The sequence below is a fragment of the Kitasatospora sp. NPDC015120 genome, assembly GCF_043080305.1.
In the GTDB taxonomy this organism is placed as follows: Bacteria; Actinomycetota; Actinomycetes; order Streptomycetales; family Streptomycetaceae; genus Kitasatospora.
Window position 1 is genome coordinate 205,487 of record NZ_JBIBVJ010000008.1, and the last position, 13,410, is coordinate 218,896.

Genomic DNA, 13,410 nt, shown 5'->3' on the forward strand with positions numbered 1-13,410 from the left:
CCGGTGCCCGCCACCGCCGACCTGCCGCCGCTCGCCGTCGCCGTCCCGCTGCTGGGCGTCGCCGTGCTGGCGGTCGCCGGCCGGTGGCTGCCGCGCACCGCCCTGGACGCACTGGCCACCGCCTGCGCCGGCGCCGGCGTGCTCGTCCTGGCCGTGCTGTGGGCGCGCACCGGGCCGCAGGAGCGGGTCGTCTCCTGGCTCGGCGGCTGGACGCCGGGCGGCGGGCACAGCGTCGGCATCGTGCTGGTCGCCGACCGGCTCGGCGGCGGGCTCGCGCTGCTCGCCGCCGTCCTGGTGCTCGCCGTGCTCTGCTACGCCTGGCGCTACTTCGAGGAGCCGGCCGGCCGGCACGCCGGGGTGTTCCCGGCGCTGCTGCTGCTCTTCCAGGCCGGGATGTGCGGGTTCGCGCTCACCGGCGACCTCTTCGACGCCTTCGTCTTCTTCGAGCTCATGGGCGCCGTCGCCTACGCGCTGACCGGCTACCGGATCGAGGACCCGCGCCCGCTCCAGGGGGCGATCGCCTTCGGCGTCGTCAACTCGCTGGCGGCGTACTGCTCGCTGCTCGGCATCGGCCTGCTGTACGCCCGCACCGGGGAGCTCGGGCTGGCCCAGCTCGGCGAGGCGCTGGACCGGCGGGCGGCCTCCGGGGGCGGCGGTCCGGACGCCCTGCTGCTGTGCGCGTTCGTGCTGGTGCTGGCGGGCCCGCTGGTCAAGGCCGCGACGGCGCCCTTCCACTTCTGGCTGCCCGACGCCCACGCGGTCGCCCCGAGCCCGGTCTGCATGCTGCTGTCCGGGGTGATGGTGGAGCTCGGGATCTACGGGGTGGCCCGGATCCACCGGGTGGTCTTCGCCGGGCCCGGCGGGCTGCCCGACGACGCCGTGCGCGACACCCTGCTCACGGCCGGAGTGGTGACCGCGCTCGTCGGCGCGGTGATGTGCTGGCAGCAGCGCCACCTCAAACGGCTGCTGGCGTTCTCCACCGTCGGGCACGTCGGCCTGTTCCTGGTGGGCGTGGCGCTGCTGACCCCGGCCGGGCTGACCGGCTCGGCGGTGTACCTGGCCGGGCACGCCGGGGCCAAGGCGGCGCTCTTCGGCCTCACCGGGGTGCTGCTGGACCGCTACGGCTCGGTGGACGAGCACGGGCTGTACGGCCGGGCCCGCGAACTGCGGCTCCCCGGGCTGCTGTTCGGCGTCGGCGCGCTCGCCCTGGCGGGCCTGCCGCCGTTCGGTACCGGGCTCGGCAAGGCACTCGCCGAGGAGGCCGCCGGGGAGCGGTCGGGCCTGCTGCCGGTGGTGTTCGTGCTGGTCTCCGCGGTCACCGGTGGGGCGGTGCTGCGGGCCGCGCTGCGGGTGTTCGGCGGCGTCGGCGTCCGGCCGTCGGAGCATCCCGAACAGGCTGCCACCAGCGGCGAGGGCGAGGAGCCCGAGGTCCGCGGGCCCGGCCGCCGGCCGCCCGCCCCGATGGTCGCCGTCCCCGCACTGCTGCTGACCGGCTGCCTGGCGGTCGGCGCCGTGCCGGGCGTGGCCGGGGCGCTCGCCGAGGCCGCCACCGCCTTCACCGACCGGCCCGGCTACCTGGCCGACACCCTCACCGGCACCGCCCCGGCCACGCCCGGCCCGGTCCCCGGGGCGGCCTGGACGGCGAGCGGCACCGCCCTCGGCCTGCTCTCCGCGCTGCTCGCCGCCGCCCTCGCCACCGCCGCCGTCCGCCGCCGCCACCGCCGCGGCCCCGGCCGCCTCCACCGCGTCGTCGTCCTGCCCCTGCGGCGGCTGCACTCCGGCCTGCTCGGGGACTACGTGGCCTGGCTGACCCTCGGGCTGGCGGCCCTGGTGGTGGCGCTCGCCGCCCGGCTGTGAGCAGCGGCTCGCGAGCAGCCGGCGCCGAGCCGCCGTCCGCCCGTTCTAACCGGGAGCGCCCGGGGTCAGGAAGGCCCGCAGACGCTCGCCGAGGGAGCGCTCCGGCGGGGGCAGGTGGTCGGCCGGGCGGGCGGCCGGGGGCTGGTGGCGTGGACGGCCGGTGGAACGGGCCTTGGTCTCCCGGGCGCGGTCGCCGAGATCGCGCAGTTCCGCCGGGGTGGCGACGGCGCGCAGGGCGGGGAACAGCCGGGCCTCCTCGTCGCCGGCGTGCCCCGTCACCTCCTCGATCACCAGGGCCATCAGACGATCGAAGCGGGGGGAGCCGGCGTCGGTCAGCCGCAGTTCCTCCAACAGCGCCTCCACGCCCCGGTGGTCGGCGAGTTCCCGCGCCACCACCTGCGGGCCGTCGGCCAGCCGTTCGCGGGCCAGCGGGTAGAGGTGCCGCTCCTCGGCGGCGGTGTGCCGGACCAGCTGGTCGATGATCACCGCGGCCAGCTCGCCGCGGGCCGGGTCGCCCAGCGGCAGGCCCTTCATCTCGCTGAAGTGGGTGAGCACCGCCCGGTGGTCGGCGGTGAGCTCCTCCAGCAGGTCTGCGTCACGGTGCATGACGGCCTCCTTCCGCGACGGGACCGGCCGGGCGCTCCGGCGGGCCCGCCCGGGCGGCTACCCGGGCCGGAGGACGGCACGCATGGACCGCACCGGGCCGGGCACACGCCCGTCCGACCGAATGATCCGGCCACGGAAGGCGGTACCCGATGCTTGCCCTCGCTCTCGTCCTGCTGCTGGCGCTGGTCCTCGGTGGTGCGGGCTTCGCCGTCCACGCGCTGTGGTGGATCGCGCTCCTCGTCCTCGCGCTGTGGCTGCTCGGCTTCGTGTTCCGCAGCGGCGGCCGGGCCGGCGGAAGCCGGTGGTACCGGTGGTGACCCGCCCGCAGGCCGCCCTGCGGCGCGAGCGCGCGGCCTACGAGCCGGACGGCGAGCAGCCGATCGGCGGCTACCTGGCCGCGACGGCCGCCTACCTGGGCGGCGTCGGCACACTCGCCGTCCTCGCCCGCAGGACCGGGCGGGCGCTGCCCGCGCCCGGCCCGTGGGACGTCGCGCTGACGGCGGGCGCCGTGCACCGGCTCTCCCGGCTGATCGCCAAGGACCCGGTGACCAGCCCGCTGCGGCTGCCGTTCACCCGCTTCCGCGGCGCGTCCGGCCCCGCCGAACTGGCCGAGGACGTCCGCGGCACCGGGACCCGGAAGGCCGTCGGCGAGCTGATCACCTGTCCGTTCTGCACCGGGCTGTGGGTCGCCACCGCCCTGACCGCCGGACAGGTGCTCGCCCCGGCCCCGACCCGCCTGCTCTGCGCGGGCCTGTCGGCGCTCACGGCGGCCGACTTCCTGCACTTCGCCCGGGTGGCCGCCCAGCAGGCCGTCGGCGACGACGGCTAGCCGGCATCTGTCCGCCCGATCGCGAGCGGAGCCGGACGACCTCGAAGAACCACGTGCGGACCGCGCGCCCGACGGCATGGCGCGCTTGGTGTCGCGCTGCCCAAGCAGCCCAAGCGGTCCAGGGGGTCCAGGCGGTCCAGGGGGTCCAGGCGGTCCAGGCGGGCCTGCGGGCCGGGCCCCGGTCCGCGGGTGGTGCCCGGCAAGACCGTCACGGGCGCCCGGACGGTGCCGGTCCGGCCGGAACTGGTCACCACGTCGCCTTCGACGTCCTCCGGCGCGGTCCCCGCTACCCCGCGGGGGGTGGCCCTGCCGGGCAGCCCCCGCTACCCTGCCGGGCAGCCGCCGCTACCCCGCCGGGCACCTCCGCCACCACGCGGGGCCGGCCCGGCGGTTCGCCCGAGTGGTGCGCCACCGGCCGGACAAGAGCGCCGCCGAGGCCGACACGGGTCCCCCGTAAGGGAGTTGACCATCGCCGAAGGCGGGTGGAGCCGTCCGCGCGGCCGGGCCCGCCGATCCGTCCGGCGGCGTGCCGCGGGTTGAAACGCCTTGCCCCGCCCCGGGGATCCGCGCACTGACGCCGAATCAGCCAATCTCGATCCGGCCACCGCACCCGTCCGTCAACGGACCGGCGACGGCTAGGTTGACCGTGACAACGAGAGGCAGCCGCCGGGCAGCCGGCGCTGCCCTGGCGAAAGGTGTCCGACATGCAGGTGAGCGTCGACCGGGACCGGTGCTGCAGCTCCGGCATGTGCGTGACGAACGCCCCCGCGGTCTTCGACCAGGACGACCGGGACAGTCTGGTGATGCTCCGTCAGACCGTCGTGCAGCCGGAGCAGTTCGAAGCCGTCAGGCTCGCCTCCGAGCTCTGCCCGGGCCGGGCGATCACCGTCACCGGGGACGAGCCCGCGCGGACCGGGGCCTGACGGTCCCCCGCCGCCGGCCCGGCCCCGCAAGGCCGCCGGGAGCCTTCCCGGGCCCCGAACCCCACGAGAACACCCGCGATGTGAGGAGACCCCCGCCTTGACCACCGCACCCACCACCCCCGTCCTCCCCCTGCCGGCCCGGCACTCCGGCGGCTGCCCGTTCGGCCCGCCGCCCGCGTACTCCGAGGCCGCCGCCACCGGGCCGGTCACCAGGGCCGAGCTGCCCGACGGCGACCTCTGCTGGCTGGTCACGGGCTTCACCGAGGTCCGCACCGTGCTGTCCGACCGCCGGTTCAGTGCCGACATACGCCACCCGGCCTTCCCGCTGCTGATCGCCGGCGCTCGCGAACTGATCACCGACACTCCGGACTTCCTGCGGCTCGACGACCCCGAGCACGCCCGCCAGCGCCGCATGCTCACCGGGGAGTTCCTGGTCAAGCGGGTGGAGGCGCTGCGCCCGGAGATCCAGCGGATCGTGGACGCGGCGCTGGACCGGATGACCGCGGGCCGGACCACGGCCGACCTGGTCGCCGACTTCGCGCTGCCGGTGCCCTCGCTGGTGATCTGCCTGCTGCTCGGCGTGCCGTACGAGGACCACGACCGCTTCCAGAGCCTGAGCCGCACGATGCTCAACCAGGAGAGCACCGTGGAGCAGCTCCGGAAGGCCCAGGAGGAGGTCCACGACTACCTGCGCGACCTGACGGCCCGCAAGCGCGCACAGCCGGAGGACGACGTCCTCAGCCGGCTCGCGGCGCGGGACGACCTGACCCCGGACGACGTGGCCGCCACGGGCGTGCTGCTGCTGATCGCCGGACACGAGACGACCGCGAACATGATCTCGCTGTCGACCGCCCTGCTGCTGGAGCACCCCGAGCAGATCCCCGGCCTGGCCGACCCGGCCACCCTGCCGGGCGCGGTGGAGGAGCTGTTGCGGCTGCTGACCATCGTGCACACCGGCCTGCCCCGGGTGGCGCTGGAGGACGTGGAGCTGGGCGGCGTCACCGTCCGGGCCGGGGAGGGCGTAATGGCGATGCTCTCCACCGCCAACCGGGACGAGACGGTGTTCGGCGGCGCCGGCCATCGGGCGACGGACGAGCTGGACCTGCACCGGGACGCCCGGCGGCACGTGGCGTTCGGCTTCGGCGTGCACCAGTGCCTGGGCCAGCCGCTGGCCCGCGCCGAGCTCCAGATCGCCCTGGAGACGCTGTTCCGCCGACTGCCCGGGCTGCGGCCGACCGGCGAGCGCGAGTTCCGGACCGAGTCGTTCATCTACGGGATGCGGTCACTGCCCGTGACCTGGTGAGCGGGCTGTCCGGGCGGTCCTGTGCGGAGCCGGGTGACGAGAACGGCTGCGGTGCGGGCCGAGGGCCCGACACCTCGGCCGCCCACTCCCCCACCCGGCCCCGCCACAACGCAGGCACCCCAGCCCTCGTACGCGGTGGAACCGACACCGCGTGAGGGCGCTGCTCGGATGCCGCTCAGGCCCGGCTCACGGTGCCACCAGGTGGAACAGGCCGCCCTCCGCGTCTTGGAGGGCGGCCACCCTGCCGTACGGGGTGTCGACGGGCGGCCGGAGCACCCGGCCGCCCAGCCGCAGTGCGCGGGCGGCCGCGTCGTCGACGTCCGCGGTCTCGAAGTGGACGTGCCAGCGCGGCCTCAGCAGCGGCTCGGCGGCGCCGTCGGTGCCGCCGCCGCGCAGGGTGGCGGCGGCACGGCCGTCGACCCGCAGCACCACCCGGTCGTGCTCGTAGCGGATGTCGTAGCCGTCACCGTCGCGCTCCGCCCAGTCGAAGACCCGGGCGTAGAAGATGGCGGCGGCGAAGGCGTCGCGGGTGCGCAGCTCGGTGCGGACCGGCGCGCCCGGTCCGCACGGCCGCCCCGGCGGGCGGGCGGGTGCCTGCCAGAGACCGAAGACGGCGTTCTGGGAATCGGCGCCCAGCACCACCCGGCCCCCGTCGAAGGTCAGCGGGCCGACGGCCACGGTGCCGCCGCCGGAGCGGATCCGCTCGGCGGCGGCGTCGGCGTCCTCGGTGCCGAAGTAGGTGGTCCAGCCGACCGGGAACCCCCGGCGGCGGGCCGTCTCGGCGAGGCCCGCCACCACGGCGCCGTCGGCGATGCCGTGCAGGTAGGGCCCCCAGGGGCTCGGCGCCGGACGGAAGGTCCAGCCGAGCAGGGGGCCGTAGAAGGAGGTGGCGGCCGGCAGGTCACGGCTGAGCAGGCTCACCCAGCACGGCACGGCCGGCACGCAGCTCGGCGGTCCGGCCGGCGACGGCGACGGCGCGGGCGCGGTGGGGCACTCGTGGTCCATGAGCCCTCGCACGGTTCAGCCCTCCGGGGTGTCGGCCGGCCGGCGGAGGGGGTCCCTGCGCTCGGCCGCCGCGCGCCGGGCCGGCTCCACGCCCGGGCCGGCCCTGCCGGCGAGTTCCCGGAACGCCCGGAGGAGCCGCCGGACCTCCCTGTGGTCCTCCCCCGGCAGGACGCTCACGTCGTTCGTCATGGCCGCACTCCTCCGTCCTCCTCCGTCTCGGCCGGCTCCCCCCGGCAGCCCGGCGTGTCCCCGGAGCGCCGGACGGCAAACCCGCGCACCGGGGGCCTGCGGGGTTGGGGCGCGGGGCGACGGGCAGGCGCCCGGCACGTCCCGTTGCGGTACCGCCGCCGGGGCGGCCAGCCCGACGGGGGGAACGTCTGCGGGGTCCCCATGGAGCTGATCGACGACCTGGAGCTGCTGACCGCCGTCGCCACCGGTGACGTCGACGTCTATCTGCGCTACTCGCGCGGCCCCGCCGCGGACGCTGCGGGCAGCCTGGACCACGAGGCGGACGTACCGCTGCCCGGCCTGTCCGTCACACCGCTGCGCCCGGAGCCCTGGTGGCCCCGGCCGGCGGCCGACTGGGTGGCCCGCCGGGTGTTCAGCTACGCCCACCTCGCCGAGAAGCGCTCCGACCGGCGGCCGTGGATCCTCACCGGCCGGGTGGCCGGCACCGGCCCGGACCACGAGCCGCTGATCGCCGAACCGCTGCCGCTCGCCTGGCTGGGCCCACGGCTCCTCTCCCAGGCCGCCGAGCGCTACCGGGAGCGGTTCGCGCGCGGCCGTGACTCGGCCGACTGACCGGAGGGGCGGACCGGAGCGGCGGACCGGACGGCGGACCGGACGGCGGCCTGCTCGAACCGGATCGGACCCGACGCCCCCGGTGCGGTTGAAGCGCCGGGGGGCGGGCAGACGCACAGGTTCCCCGACACCCCGCACCCGCCCCCGTACGGAGGCACCATGAACGGCCCTGACGGGCTCCTGGCCGACCTGTCCACCGCCCACCGCGCGGTGGAGGCCCTGCTGCGCCGACTCGACACCGTCCACGCCCGCGGCGAGCACGCCGTGGCGGACGGCCACCGGCTGCTGGCCGAACTGGACCGGCTCCTCGACGAGCACCTGACCGCCGAGGAGACGTACTTCTACCCGCTCGTCGGCCAGTACCTGCCCGCCGGGCGGGCGCTCGCGGACGCCGCCGCCCACACCCACACGACGGTGCGGCGGCTGCTGGCACGGGCGATGGACGAACGGCTGCCCGCTGCCGACCGCACCCACTGCACCGGCGCGCTGCTGGTCCTCCTGCGCGCCCACCTCAGCGGCGAGAACGAGCGGCTCTTCCCGCTGGTCCGCGCGGCCGTCCCGGCGGCGGAGCTGCGGCGCTGCGCCGACCGGCTCGCCGAGGCCCGGCGGACCGGGCCCTGCTCCTCCGTCTGGGGGCTGCCCCCGGGCACCGGGGCCATCGCCTCGCTGCGCGAGCGGTTCACCGGCCACGACAGCGCCCACCGGCCGCACTCGCCGTGACCCGGCGCCGCGGCCCCAGCCCCAGCCGCAGCCGTCCGACGGTGCGTCAGCAGCACACCGGTCCGGCCGGCACCGTTTCGGCCGCCGCTCCTCGGCAACCCGCAGGAGTATGGCGTACCTCGAAAGCACCGTGACGACCGTCCCGCTCCCCCGCCCGGCCGGGGCCCCCGCGAGCCGGCCCGGTGCCTGGCTGTCCCTGCGCGAACCGCACCGCGCGGCGGTGGGCGCGTCGCCCGGCGCCGTGCTCTTCGGCCGGGACGGCACGCTGATCCAGGACGTCTCCTGCAACGGCGACCCCGGCGCGGTCCACCCCCTGGCCGGGGTGCGGGCCGCCCTCGCGGCGCTGCGCACGGCCGGCTTCGCGCTCGGTGTGCTGAGCACCCAGCCCGGGGTTGCGCGCTGCGTGCTGCGACGCGAGCAGGTGGAGGCGGTCCAGGCCCGCACCGAGCTGCTGCTCGGGCCGGTCGAGGTGTGGGCGGTCTGCCCGCACGGGCCGCACGACGACTGCGCCTGCCGGCCGCCCGCGACCGGTCTGGTGACCGCCGCCTGCCGCGCGCTCGCCCTGCCACCGGAGCTCGTCACGGTGGTGGCTCACGGTAGCCCGCTGATCGAGGCCGCCCTGGCCGCCGGCGCCCACGCCGTCCGCATCCCCGACACCGCCCGGCCCCCGGCCGCACCGTGCCCACCTTGCGTCCCGGCCGTCTGCCGCTCCGCCGACAGCCCCGAAGACGCCGCCGGCCTGCTGCTGCACGGCTGACGACCGGTCACGGGGCCGCGTCGACCGAAGCCCGACAGACCGGTTCCCCCGACGGCGCCCGCCACCCGATCATGCCGGGCGGACCGCCCACGAGGAGCCACCGCACCACAGCCCCCGCCCCCACGCCGAACGGTACCCGCCGCCCGTTGCCACGGCGGCGGCGCACGGCAACCCCGCCGTCCACGCGCACGCCGTCCGTGCCCCCAGGAATCCGGTCGACCTGCCACCGCCCCGGGAGGACGACCGGGCCATCGGGCCGCCGCCGCGACAGGGCGACGCCGGGCTCGCTCGACGCGGCACCACCCCACTGGCCGAGCCCCACCACGCCCCCAACGAGACGCCGGGCCGGCACCCGGGCCGATCCGCCGCCGCGACAGTGTGCCCGCGCGGCACCGCGGCGACAGGGCGGCGCAGGGTCGCCGCGTCAATGCCCGGGCTGAAAGTCCGGCACCGCACCAGGCGAGCGCCCGCATCACCGGGCCGCCGGGGCAGTGCGACGCCGATCCCACTCGACACAGCGCTATCCCACGGGGCCACCCCACCGGCACTCCACGAGACGCCGGGCCGCTACCCGGGCCGGCCCGCCGCTCCCACGGTGCGGCGCAGGGCTGCAGCGCCCCGCGCGACACAGCGCCACCCCACTGGCCGAAGCCCACCACCCACCGGCACCCTCACGAGACGCAAGGCCGCTTCCCAGGCCGATCCGCCGCCGCGACAGTGTGCCGCGCGGCATCGATCCCGCGCGGCACCGCGACGACGGAGCGGCGCAGGGCCGCCGCGTCAGTGCGCGGGGTGAAAGTCCGGCACCGCACCAGGCGGGCGCCCCAGCCGTCAGCCCCCGCCGCGACAGCGCGACGCCGATCCCCCTCGACACTCGCCGACACCCCCCACGGGACACCAAACCGCTACCTGGGGCGGACCGCCGCCGCGGCAGCGCGGCGCAAAGCCGCGTCAATGCCCTGGGTGAACGATCCGATACGGCACCCGGCGGGCGACCCGCCGGGCCGCTACCGCGACAGTGCGGCCCAAGGCGGCATCGACCCCACTCGCCGACGCCCCACCAGCCCGCCACAGGACACCAGCCGCTACCCCGGCCGGCCCGCCGCCGCGACAGCGCGGCGCAGGGCGGCGTCGATGCCCTGGGTGAACGGTCCGAGGTCGCCCGGGTTGCGGGAGGTGATCAGGTGCCAGCCACCGGCGTCGTCCTCGACCATCGGTTCGTCCGTCCATGCGGCGCCCGCGTTGGTGAGGTCGGTGCGCAGCGACGGGTACGAGGTCATCCGTTTGCCGTCGGCGACCCCGGCCTCGGCGAGCAGCCAGGGGCCGTGGCAGATGGCCGCGACGGCGCGGCCGGTGCGGGTGAAGGAGCGGACCAACCGGACGGCCTCCTCCTGGAGGCGGAGGGTGTCGGCGTTGATCGTGCCGCCGGGGATCAGCAGCAGGTCGTAGCCGTCGGTGCCGTCGGCGTCGATCTGGCCGAGGGTGTGGGTGGGGCGCACCGTCTCGCCGGGGTCCTTGTCCCCCACGAGGGTGCGGATGTCGTCGTCCTCGACGGCGGCGATGTCGACCCGCACGCCGTCGTCGCGCAGGTGGCGCAGCGGGACGAGGAGTTCGTCCTGCTCCACGCCGTAGTTGGTGACGATGGCCAGGGCCTTGCAGTCGCGGGTCATGGTTCTCCTCCTGGTCGGCCGCCTCCCGGTGCGGGAAGCGGTGGGCAGGGCGTGGTGCCCCCCGGACGCGGGCGGGTACCCGGGCGGGCGACCGGTATGCGTGGTCGGGTGGCTGGGGGCGGCGGATCGCGCTGGACTACGGGTGTGGGCGGTTGCGGCGTCGGGTAGCCGCAGGCCACCGGTGGACGTGAGGGTCCGCCCCGAAGCCGAGGAGGCAGTGGTGAGTGCCAGACGACGCTCGTGGGCCGTCAGTGTGGAGCGGGCGGCCGGGCGGCCGGACGAGGAGTCCGGCCCCCGGCGCGAGGATGCGGAGCCGGAGCCGGAGCAGGAGCGGGGCCCGGCCGTGGCCGACGCGCCCGCGGAGGACGAGGAGGACGACGGTCCCGAACCGCCGGCCGCGGACCGTGCGGCGCCCTGACGGTCAGCCGCCGGGGTCGTCGCCGTCCGCATCGGGCCCGCCGTAGCGGGCGCGCCACTCGCGGGCGCGGGCGTTGTGCCACTCCACCCCGCGTTGCGCCTGGTGCTCGGAGAGGCCGCTGAGTGCGGCGACCAGGCCGAGCGGCACCGGCTCGTCGCAGTCGGCGAGCGTGCGGCAGATCTTCGCCGCCCACTGCTCCTCGTGGACGAACGGGCGGTTGCGGTACTCCTCGATCAGCGCGGCGAGGTGGTCGGACGAGCACGCGGTGACGACCCGCCTGCCGTCGAGTCCGGGGTCGTGGGCGTGGACGGCGGAGGAGTCCGGGACGAGCGCGCCGAGCAGTTCCTCGTCGTGCAGGACCCGGCCGCACTGGTCGCACAGGTCGTACCCCGCCGCGTCGTGCGCGCCGGGTCCGCCGTCCGCCGGGGGTTCGTAGGGCTCCACACCCGGCGCCTACCCGGCCTGCTCCGGGGCAACCGCCCCGGTACGTGCCGCCGGGCCGGGTAGGCGCACGGTCCGGAGTTCGAGGACTGGGAGGACACCATGAGCGAGTCACCGCGGGAACGGCCGCTGCACGACATGGGCGGCGCGATCGGGCCCGCCGACACCGCCGGGGCACGCCCGCCGGGGCGGGACGCCGAGGACGGCGCGGGCACGCGACGAGAGCCCGCGCCGGTCGGCAAGGGCGGCACGCCGAACGTGGCCGGCAGCGACGAGCAACAGCCGGAGATCGCCGAGGGCCCGGTGACGGGCGTCGCGCCAGACGAGGACGACGCCCGCCCGGAGCACCGGGCGCCGCTGGAGGCCGATCCGCCGCCGCGGGACGGGCCGGGGACCGGGCCCGGCTCCGGGGCCGACGAGCCGCCGGTGTGGGAGCCGGAGACCGGGCCGCGCAGCCACGATCCCGGCGCTCCGCCCGAGGACGAGGGCATTCCCGATCTGCAGGACGGCTCGCCGTCCCAGGAGTGGTCGGGCGACCCGCAGGTGCAGGCGGTTCCGGGGGACGCGCCGGTGGCCGTCGAGGCGTTCGGCACCACCGGGGCCGAGCAGGCGGAGGGCGAGTCGCTGGACGCGCGGCTGGCCCAGGAGGAGCCGGAGCCGGACGAGGTGGCCGGCACCCCCGAGCCCGCGGCCGGGCGGCTCGACCTGCTCGACCCGCACAGCGACCTGCGGGCCGCCGCGCCGCAGGACACGGCCGGGCTGTCGGCCGAGGAGGAGTCGGTGCGGATCAGGCAGGACGAGGCGGAGCGGGAGGGTACGGAACGGGCCGGGGACGAGCGGGCCGGGGACGAGCGGGCCCACGGCGCCGAGGACCGCACCGAGTGGCCCGGCGTCGAGACCCCCGAGGAGGTCGAGGGCGCCACCGGGCCGCAGGACGCCGAGGGCGACGTGCCCGGGATCGGCTGAGCGCCCCCCGTCCGGCCCTGACGACGGCCCCGGTCCCCCCCGTCGGGGGGAGCGGGGCCGCGGTCGTGCGGGGCGCTCCGGGCTCAGCCCGGGGTGATCCGGCCCCGCCAGCCGCCTTCGGCGCGCCCACGCTCCTCGATGAAGTCCTTGAACCGCCGCAGGTCGCCCTTCACCCGCCGGTCGACCATGCCCAGGGCGGATCCGGCCTTCTCGGCCATCCCCTCGGGCTGGTAGTCGATGGCCAGGCTGACCCGGGTGTGCGCGTCGTCGATGCGGTGGAAGCTGACGACGCCCTTCTGCTGGACCTCTCCGTCGACGGTCCGCCAGGCGATCCGCTCGTCCGGCAGCTGGTCGACGATCTCGGTGTCGAACTCCCGGCTGACCCCGCCGATGCTGGTCCGCCAGTGGTTGTGGCGGTCGTCGAGCTGGGTCACCGAGTCGACGCCCTCCATGAAGCGGGGGAACTCCTCGAACAGCGTCCACTGGTCGTAGACGGCGTGCAGGGGCACGTCGACCTCGACCGACTCCTTGACCATGCTCATCCGGTGCCTCCCTGGTGGTTCGCGGCCGGGCCCGTCCCGGCCTCGGCTGCGCGCCTGCCCCGCCCGGGCGCCGGTAACCGTCCGTTGGCCGGAGAACCGTCCCAGTGGGTGCCACCGGTGGCCGACCGGCGCCGCCCGGGATTGCATGGGAATCCCCGATCCCCTGCTCCGGGAGGCAGTCGTGTACGAGATGTGGGCGGAGTCCGATCCGGCGGTGGAGCCGTCGGGCCTGGTGTGGCACGTGGTGTCGAAGGACGACGCGTCGACAGCGCTCTGCGGGCAGCTGTTGGAGCTGTCCCGCCGGGTGGTCCCGAACGGCCTGGAGGGGCCCGCCGGGGTGCCGGACCGCTACTGCGATCCGTGCCTGGTCACGGTGCGCGAGACCATGGCGGCGACCGCGGGCTGACAGCGTGGCGGGGGGGGGGGGCCCCCCCGGGGGCCCCCCCCCCCCCCCCCCCCCCCCCCCCCCCCGCCCGGGGGGGGGGGGGGGCCCCCCCCCCCCCGGGGGGGGGGGCGGGCCCCCCCCCCCCCCCCCCCCCCCGGCCGAGGGCCGCACCTCGTGCGTCGGTCCC

At 77.0% G+C, this 13,410-nt stretch carries 17 protein-coding genes; 11 read left to right on the forward strand and 6 right to left on the reverse strand.

The features are described from left to right. Positions 1 to 3 precede the first annotated feature (3 nt). On the forward strand, positions 4 to 1,857 hold the full coding sequence (locus tag ACF1AK_RS20910; RefSeq protein WP_391500300.1) for a complex I subunit 5 family protein: 1,854 nt from the start codon (positions 4 to 6) through the stop codon (positions 1,855 to 1,857). A gap of 45 nt (positions 1,858 to 1,902) precedes the next feature. Here the strand turns inward: ACF1AK_RS20910 and ACF1AK_RS20915 are convergent, their stop codons facing one another. Further along, positions 1,903 to 2,463, reverse strand: a complete 561-nt coding sequence (locus tag ACF1AK_RS20915) for a hemerythrin domain-containing protein (protein WP_391500301.1) — start codon at positions 2,461 to 2,463, stop codon at positions 1,903 to 1,905. A gap of 149 nt (positions 2,464 to 2,612) precedes the next feature. Between ACF1AK_RS20915 and ACF1AK_RS20920 the strand changes: the two genes are divergently transcribed. The 4 genes from ACF1AK_RS20920 (at position 2,613) to ACF1AK_RS20935 (ending at position 5,518) form a co-directional block, all read left to right on the forward strand. Beyond that, positions 2,613 to 2,780, forward strand: coding sequence for a hydrophobic protein (locus tag ACF1AK_RS20920; protein ID WP_391500302.1), 168 nt, complete (start codon positions 2,613 to 2,615; stop codon positions 2,778 to 2,780). After that, positions 2,777 to 3,292 carry a DUF1360 domain-containing protein gene (locus tag ACF1AK_RS20925; protein ID WP_391500303.1) on the forward strand — a complete coding sequence of 172 codons (516 nt, stop codon included), beginning with the start codon at positions 2,777 to 2,779 and terminating at the stop codon, positions 3,290 to 3,292. Before ACF1AK_RS20920 ends, ACF1AK_RS20925 begins: the two co-directional genes overlap by 4 nt. Positions 3,293 to 3,996: 704 nt before the next feature. Then, complete coding sequence (locus ACF1AK_RS20930; protein WP_391500304.1) at positions 3,997 to 4,215, forward strand: ferredoxin; 219 nt, start codon at positions 3,997 to 3,999, stop codon at positions 4,213 to 4,215. Positions 4,216 to 4,312: 97 nt separating this feature from the next. Continuing rightward, the gene (locus ACF1AK_RS20935) at positions 4,313 to 5,518 is read left to right on the forward strand and encodes a cytochrome P450 (protein WP_391500305.1); all 1,206 of its coding nucleotides are present in this window, start codon (positions 4,313 to 4,315) and stop codon (positions 5,516 to 5,518) included. 186 nt (positions 5,519 to 5,704) lie between these two features. Here ACF1AK_RS20935 and ACF1AK_RS20940 read toward each other — a convergent pair whose 3' ends face one another. Continuing rightward, the gene (locus ACF1AK_RS20940) at positions 5,705 to 6,523 is read right to left on the reverse strand and encodes a VOC family protein (protein WP_391500306.1); all 819 of its coding nucleotides are present in this window, start codon (positions 6,521 to 6,523) and stop codon (positions 5,705 to 5,707) included. A 15-nt stretch (positions 6,524 to 6,538) separates the two neighbouring features. Continuing rightward, positions 6,539 to 6,712, reverse strand: coding sequence for a hypothetical protein (locus tag ACF1AK_RS20945; RefSeq protein ID WP_391500307.1), 174 nt, complete (start codon positions 6,710 to 6,712; stop codon positions 6,539 to 6,541). A 201-nt stretch (positions 6,713 to 6,913) separates the two neighbouring features. Here ACF1AK_RS20945 and ACF1AK_RS20950 point away from each other — a divergent pair, with 201 nt between their 5' ends. The 3 genes from ACF1AK_RS20950 to ACF1AK_RS20960 all read left to right on the forward strand — a co-directional run bounded on the left by ACF1AK_RS20950 (position 6,914) and on the right by ACF1AK_RS20960 (position 8,801). Further along, entirely contained in the window at positions 6,914 to 7,324 is a 411-nt protein-coding gene (locus ACF1AK_RS20950) for a DUF6098 family protein (protein ID WP_391500308.1), read from the forward strand. A 159-nt stretch (positions 7,325 to 7,483) separates the two neighbouring features. Continuing rightward, positions 7,484 to 8,044: a hemerythrin domain-containing protein gene (locus ACF1AK_RS20955; RefSeq protein WP_391500309.1), complete on the forward strand. Its 561-nt coding sequence runs from the start codon at positions 7,484 to 7,486 to the stop codon at positions 8,042 to 8,044. A 109-nt stretch (positions 8,045 to 8,153) separates the two neighbouring features. Next, the gene (locus ACF1AK_RS20960; protein WP_391500310.1) at positions 8,154 to 8,801 is read left to right on the forward strand and encodes an HAD-IIIA family hydrolase; all 648 of its coding nucleotides are present in this window, start codon (positions 8,154 to 8,156) and stop codon (positions 8,799 to 8,801) included. Positions 8,802 to 9,886: 1,085 nt separating this feature from the next. On the opposite strand, the gene ACF1AK_RS20965 is transcribed toward ACF1AK_RS20960, so the two are convergent. After that, on the reverse strand, positions 9,887 to 10,471 hold the full coding sequence (locus tag ACF1AK_RS20965; RefSeq protein ID WP_391500311.1) for a DJ-1/PfpI/YhbO family deglycase/protease: 585 nt from the start codon (positions 10,469 to 10,471) through the stop codon (positions 9,887 to 9,889). Positions 10,472 to 10,691: 220 nt separating this feature from the next. Here ACF1AK_RS20965 and ACF1AK_RS20970 point away from each other — a divergent pair, with 220 nt between their 5' ends. Then, the gene (locus tag ACF1AK_RS20970; RefSeq protein WP_391500312.1) at positions 10,692 to 10,889 is read left to right on the forward strand and encodes a hypothetical protein; all 198 of its coding nucleotides are present in this window, start codon (positions 10,692 to 10,694) and stop codon (positions 10,887 to 10,889) included. A 3-nt stretch (positions 10,890 to 10,892) separates the two neighbouring features. Here ACF1AK_RS20970 and ACF1AK_RS20975 read toward each other — a convergent pair whose 3' ends face one another. Further along, positions 10,893 to 11,333 carry a hypothetical protein gene (locus ACF1AK_RS20975; RefSeq protein ID WP_391500313.1) on the reverse strand — a complete coding sequence of 147 codons (441 nt, stop codon included), beginning with the start codon at positions 11,331 to 11,333 and terminating at the stop codon, positions 10,893 to 10,895. Between the two features lie 99 nt (positions 11,334 to 11,432). On the opposite strand from ACF1AK_RS20975, the gene ACF1AK_RS20980 reads away from it, so the two are divergent. Then, the gene (locus tag ACF1AK_RS20980) at positions 11,433 to 12,296 is read left to right on the forward strand and encodes a hypothetical protein (protein ID WP_391500314.1); all 864 of its coding nucleotides are present in this window, start codon (positions 11,433 to 11,435) and stop codon (positions 12,294 to 12,296) included. An 83-nt stretch (positions 12,297 to 12,379) separates the two neighbouring features. Here ACF1AK_RS20980 and ACF1AK_RS20985 read toward each other — a convergent pair whose 3' ends face one another. Next, a complete protein-coding gene (locus ACF1AK_RS20985) occupies positions 12,380 to 12,838 on the reverse strand; it encodes an SRPBCC family protein (protein ID WP_391500315.1) in 459 nt (152 codons plus the stop codon). Positions 12,839 to 13,019: 181 nt separating this feature from the next. On the opposite strand from ACF1AK_RS20985, the gene ACF1AK_RS20990 reads away from it, so the two are divergent. Then, positions 13,020 to 13,244: a hypothetical protein gene (locus ACF1AK_RS20990; protein WP_391500316.1), complete on the forward strand. Its 225-nt coding sequence runs from the start codon at positions 13,020 to 13,022 to the stop codon at positions 13,242 to 13,244. Positions 13,245 to 13,410 lie beyond the last annotated feature (166 nt).

What these genes read in the sequence shown, in the direction of transcription:
- ACF1AK_RS20915 (WP_391500301.1), bottom strand. Translation starts at nt 2,463, where the DNA reads ATGCACCGTGACGCAGACCTGCTGGAGGAGCTCACCGCCGACCACCGG.
- ACF1AK_RS20920 (WP_391500302.1), top strand. Translation starts at nt 2,613, where the DNA reads ATGCTTGCCCTCGCTCTCGTCCTGCTGCTGGCGCTGGTCCTCGGTGGT.
- ACF1AK_RS20930 (WP_391500304.1), top strand. Translation starts at nt 3,997, where the DNA reads ATGCAGGTGAGCGTCGACCGGGACCGGTGCTGCAGCTCCGGCATGTGC.
- ACF1AK_RS20940 (WP_391500306.1), bottom strand. Translation starts at nt 6,523, where the DNA reads ATGGACCACGAGTGCCCCACCGCGCCCGCGCCGTCGCCGTCGCCGGCC.
- ACF1AK_RS20945 (WP_391500307.1), bottom strand. Translation starts at nt 6,712, where the DNA reads ATGACGAACGACGTGAGCGTCCTGCCGGGGGAGGACCACAGGGAGGTC.
- ACF1AK_RS20950 (WP_391500308.1), top strand. Translation starts at nt 6,914, where the DNA reads ATGGAGCTGATCGACGACCTGGAGCTGCTGACCGCCGTCGCCACCGGT.
- ACF1AK_RS20955 (WP_391500309.1), top strand. Translation starts at nt 7,484, where the DNA reads ATGAACGGCCCTGACGGGCTCCTGGCCGACCTGTCCACCGCCCACCGC.
- ACF1AK_RS20960 (WP_391500310.1), top strand. Translation starts at nt 8,154, where the DNA reads ATGGCGTACCTCGAAAGCACCGTGACGACCGTCCCGCTCCCCCGCCCG.
- ACF1AK_RS20965 (WP_391500311.1), bottom strand. Translation starts at nt 10,471, where the DNA reads ATGACCCGCGACTGCAAGGCCCTGGCCATCGTCACCAACTACGGCGTG.
- ACF1AK_RS20980 (WP_391500314.1), top strand. Translation starts at nt 11,433, where the DNA reads ATGAGCGAGTCACCGCGGGAACGGCCGCTGCACGACATGGGCGGCGCG.
- ACF1AK_RS20985 (WP_391500315.1), bottom strand. Translation starts at nt 12,838, where the DNA reads ATGAGCATGGTCAAGGAGTCGGTCGAGGTCGACGTGCCCCTGCACGCC.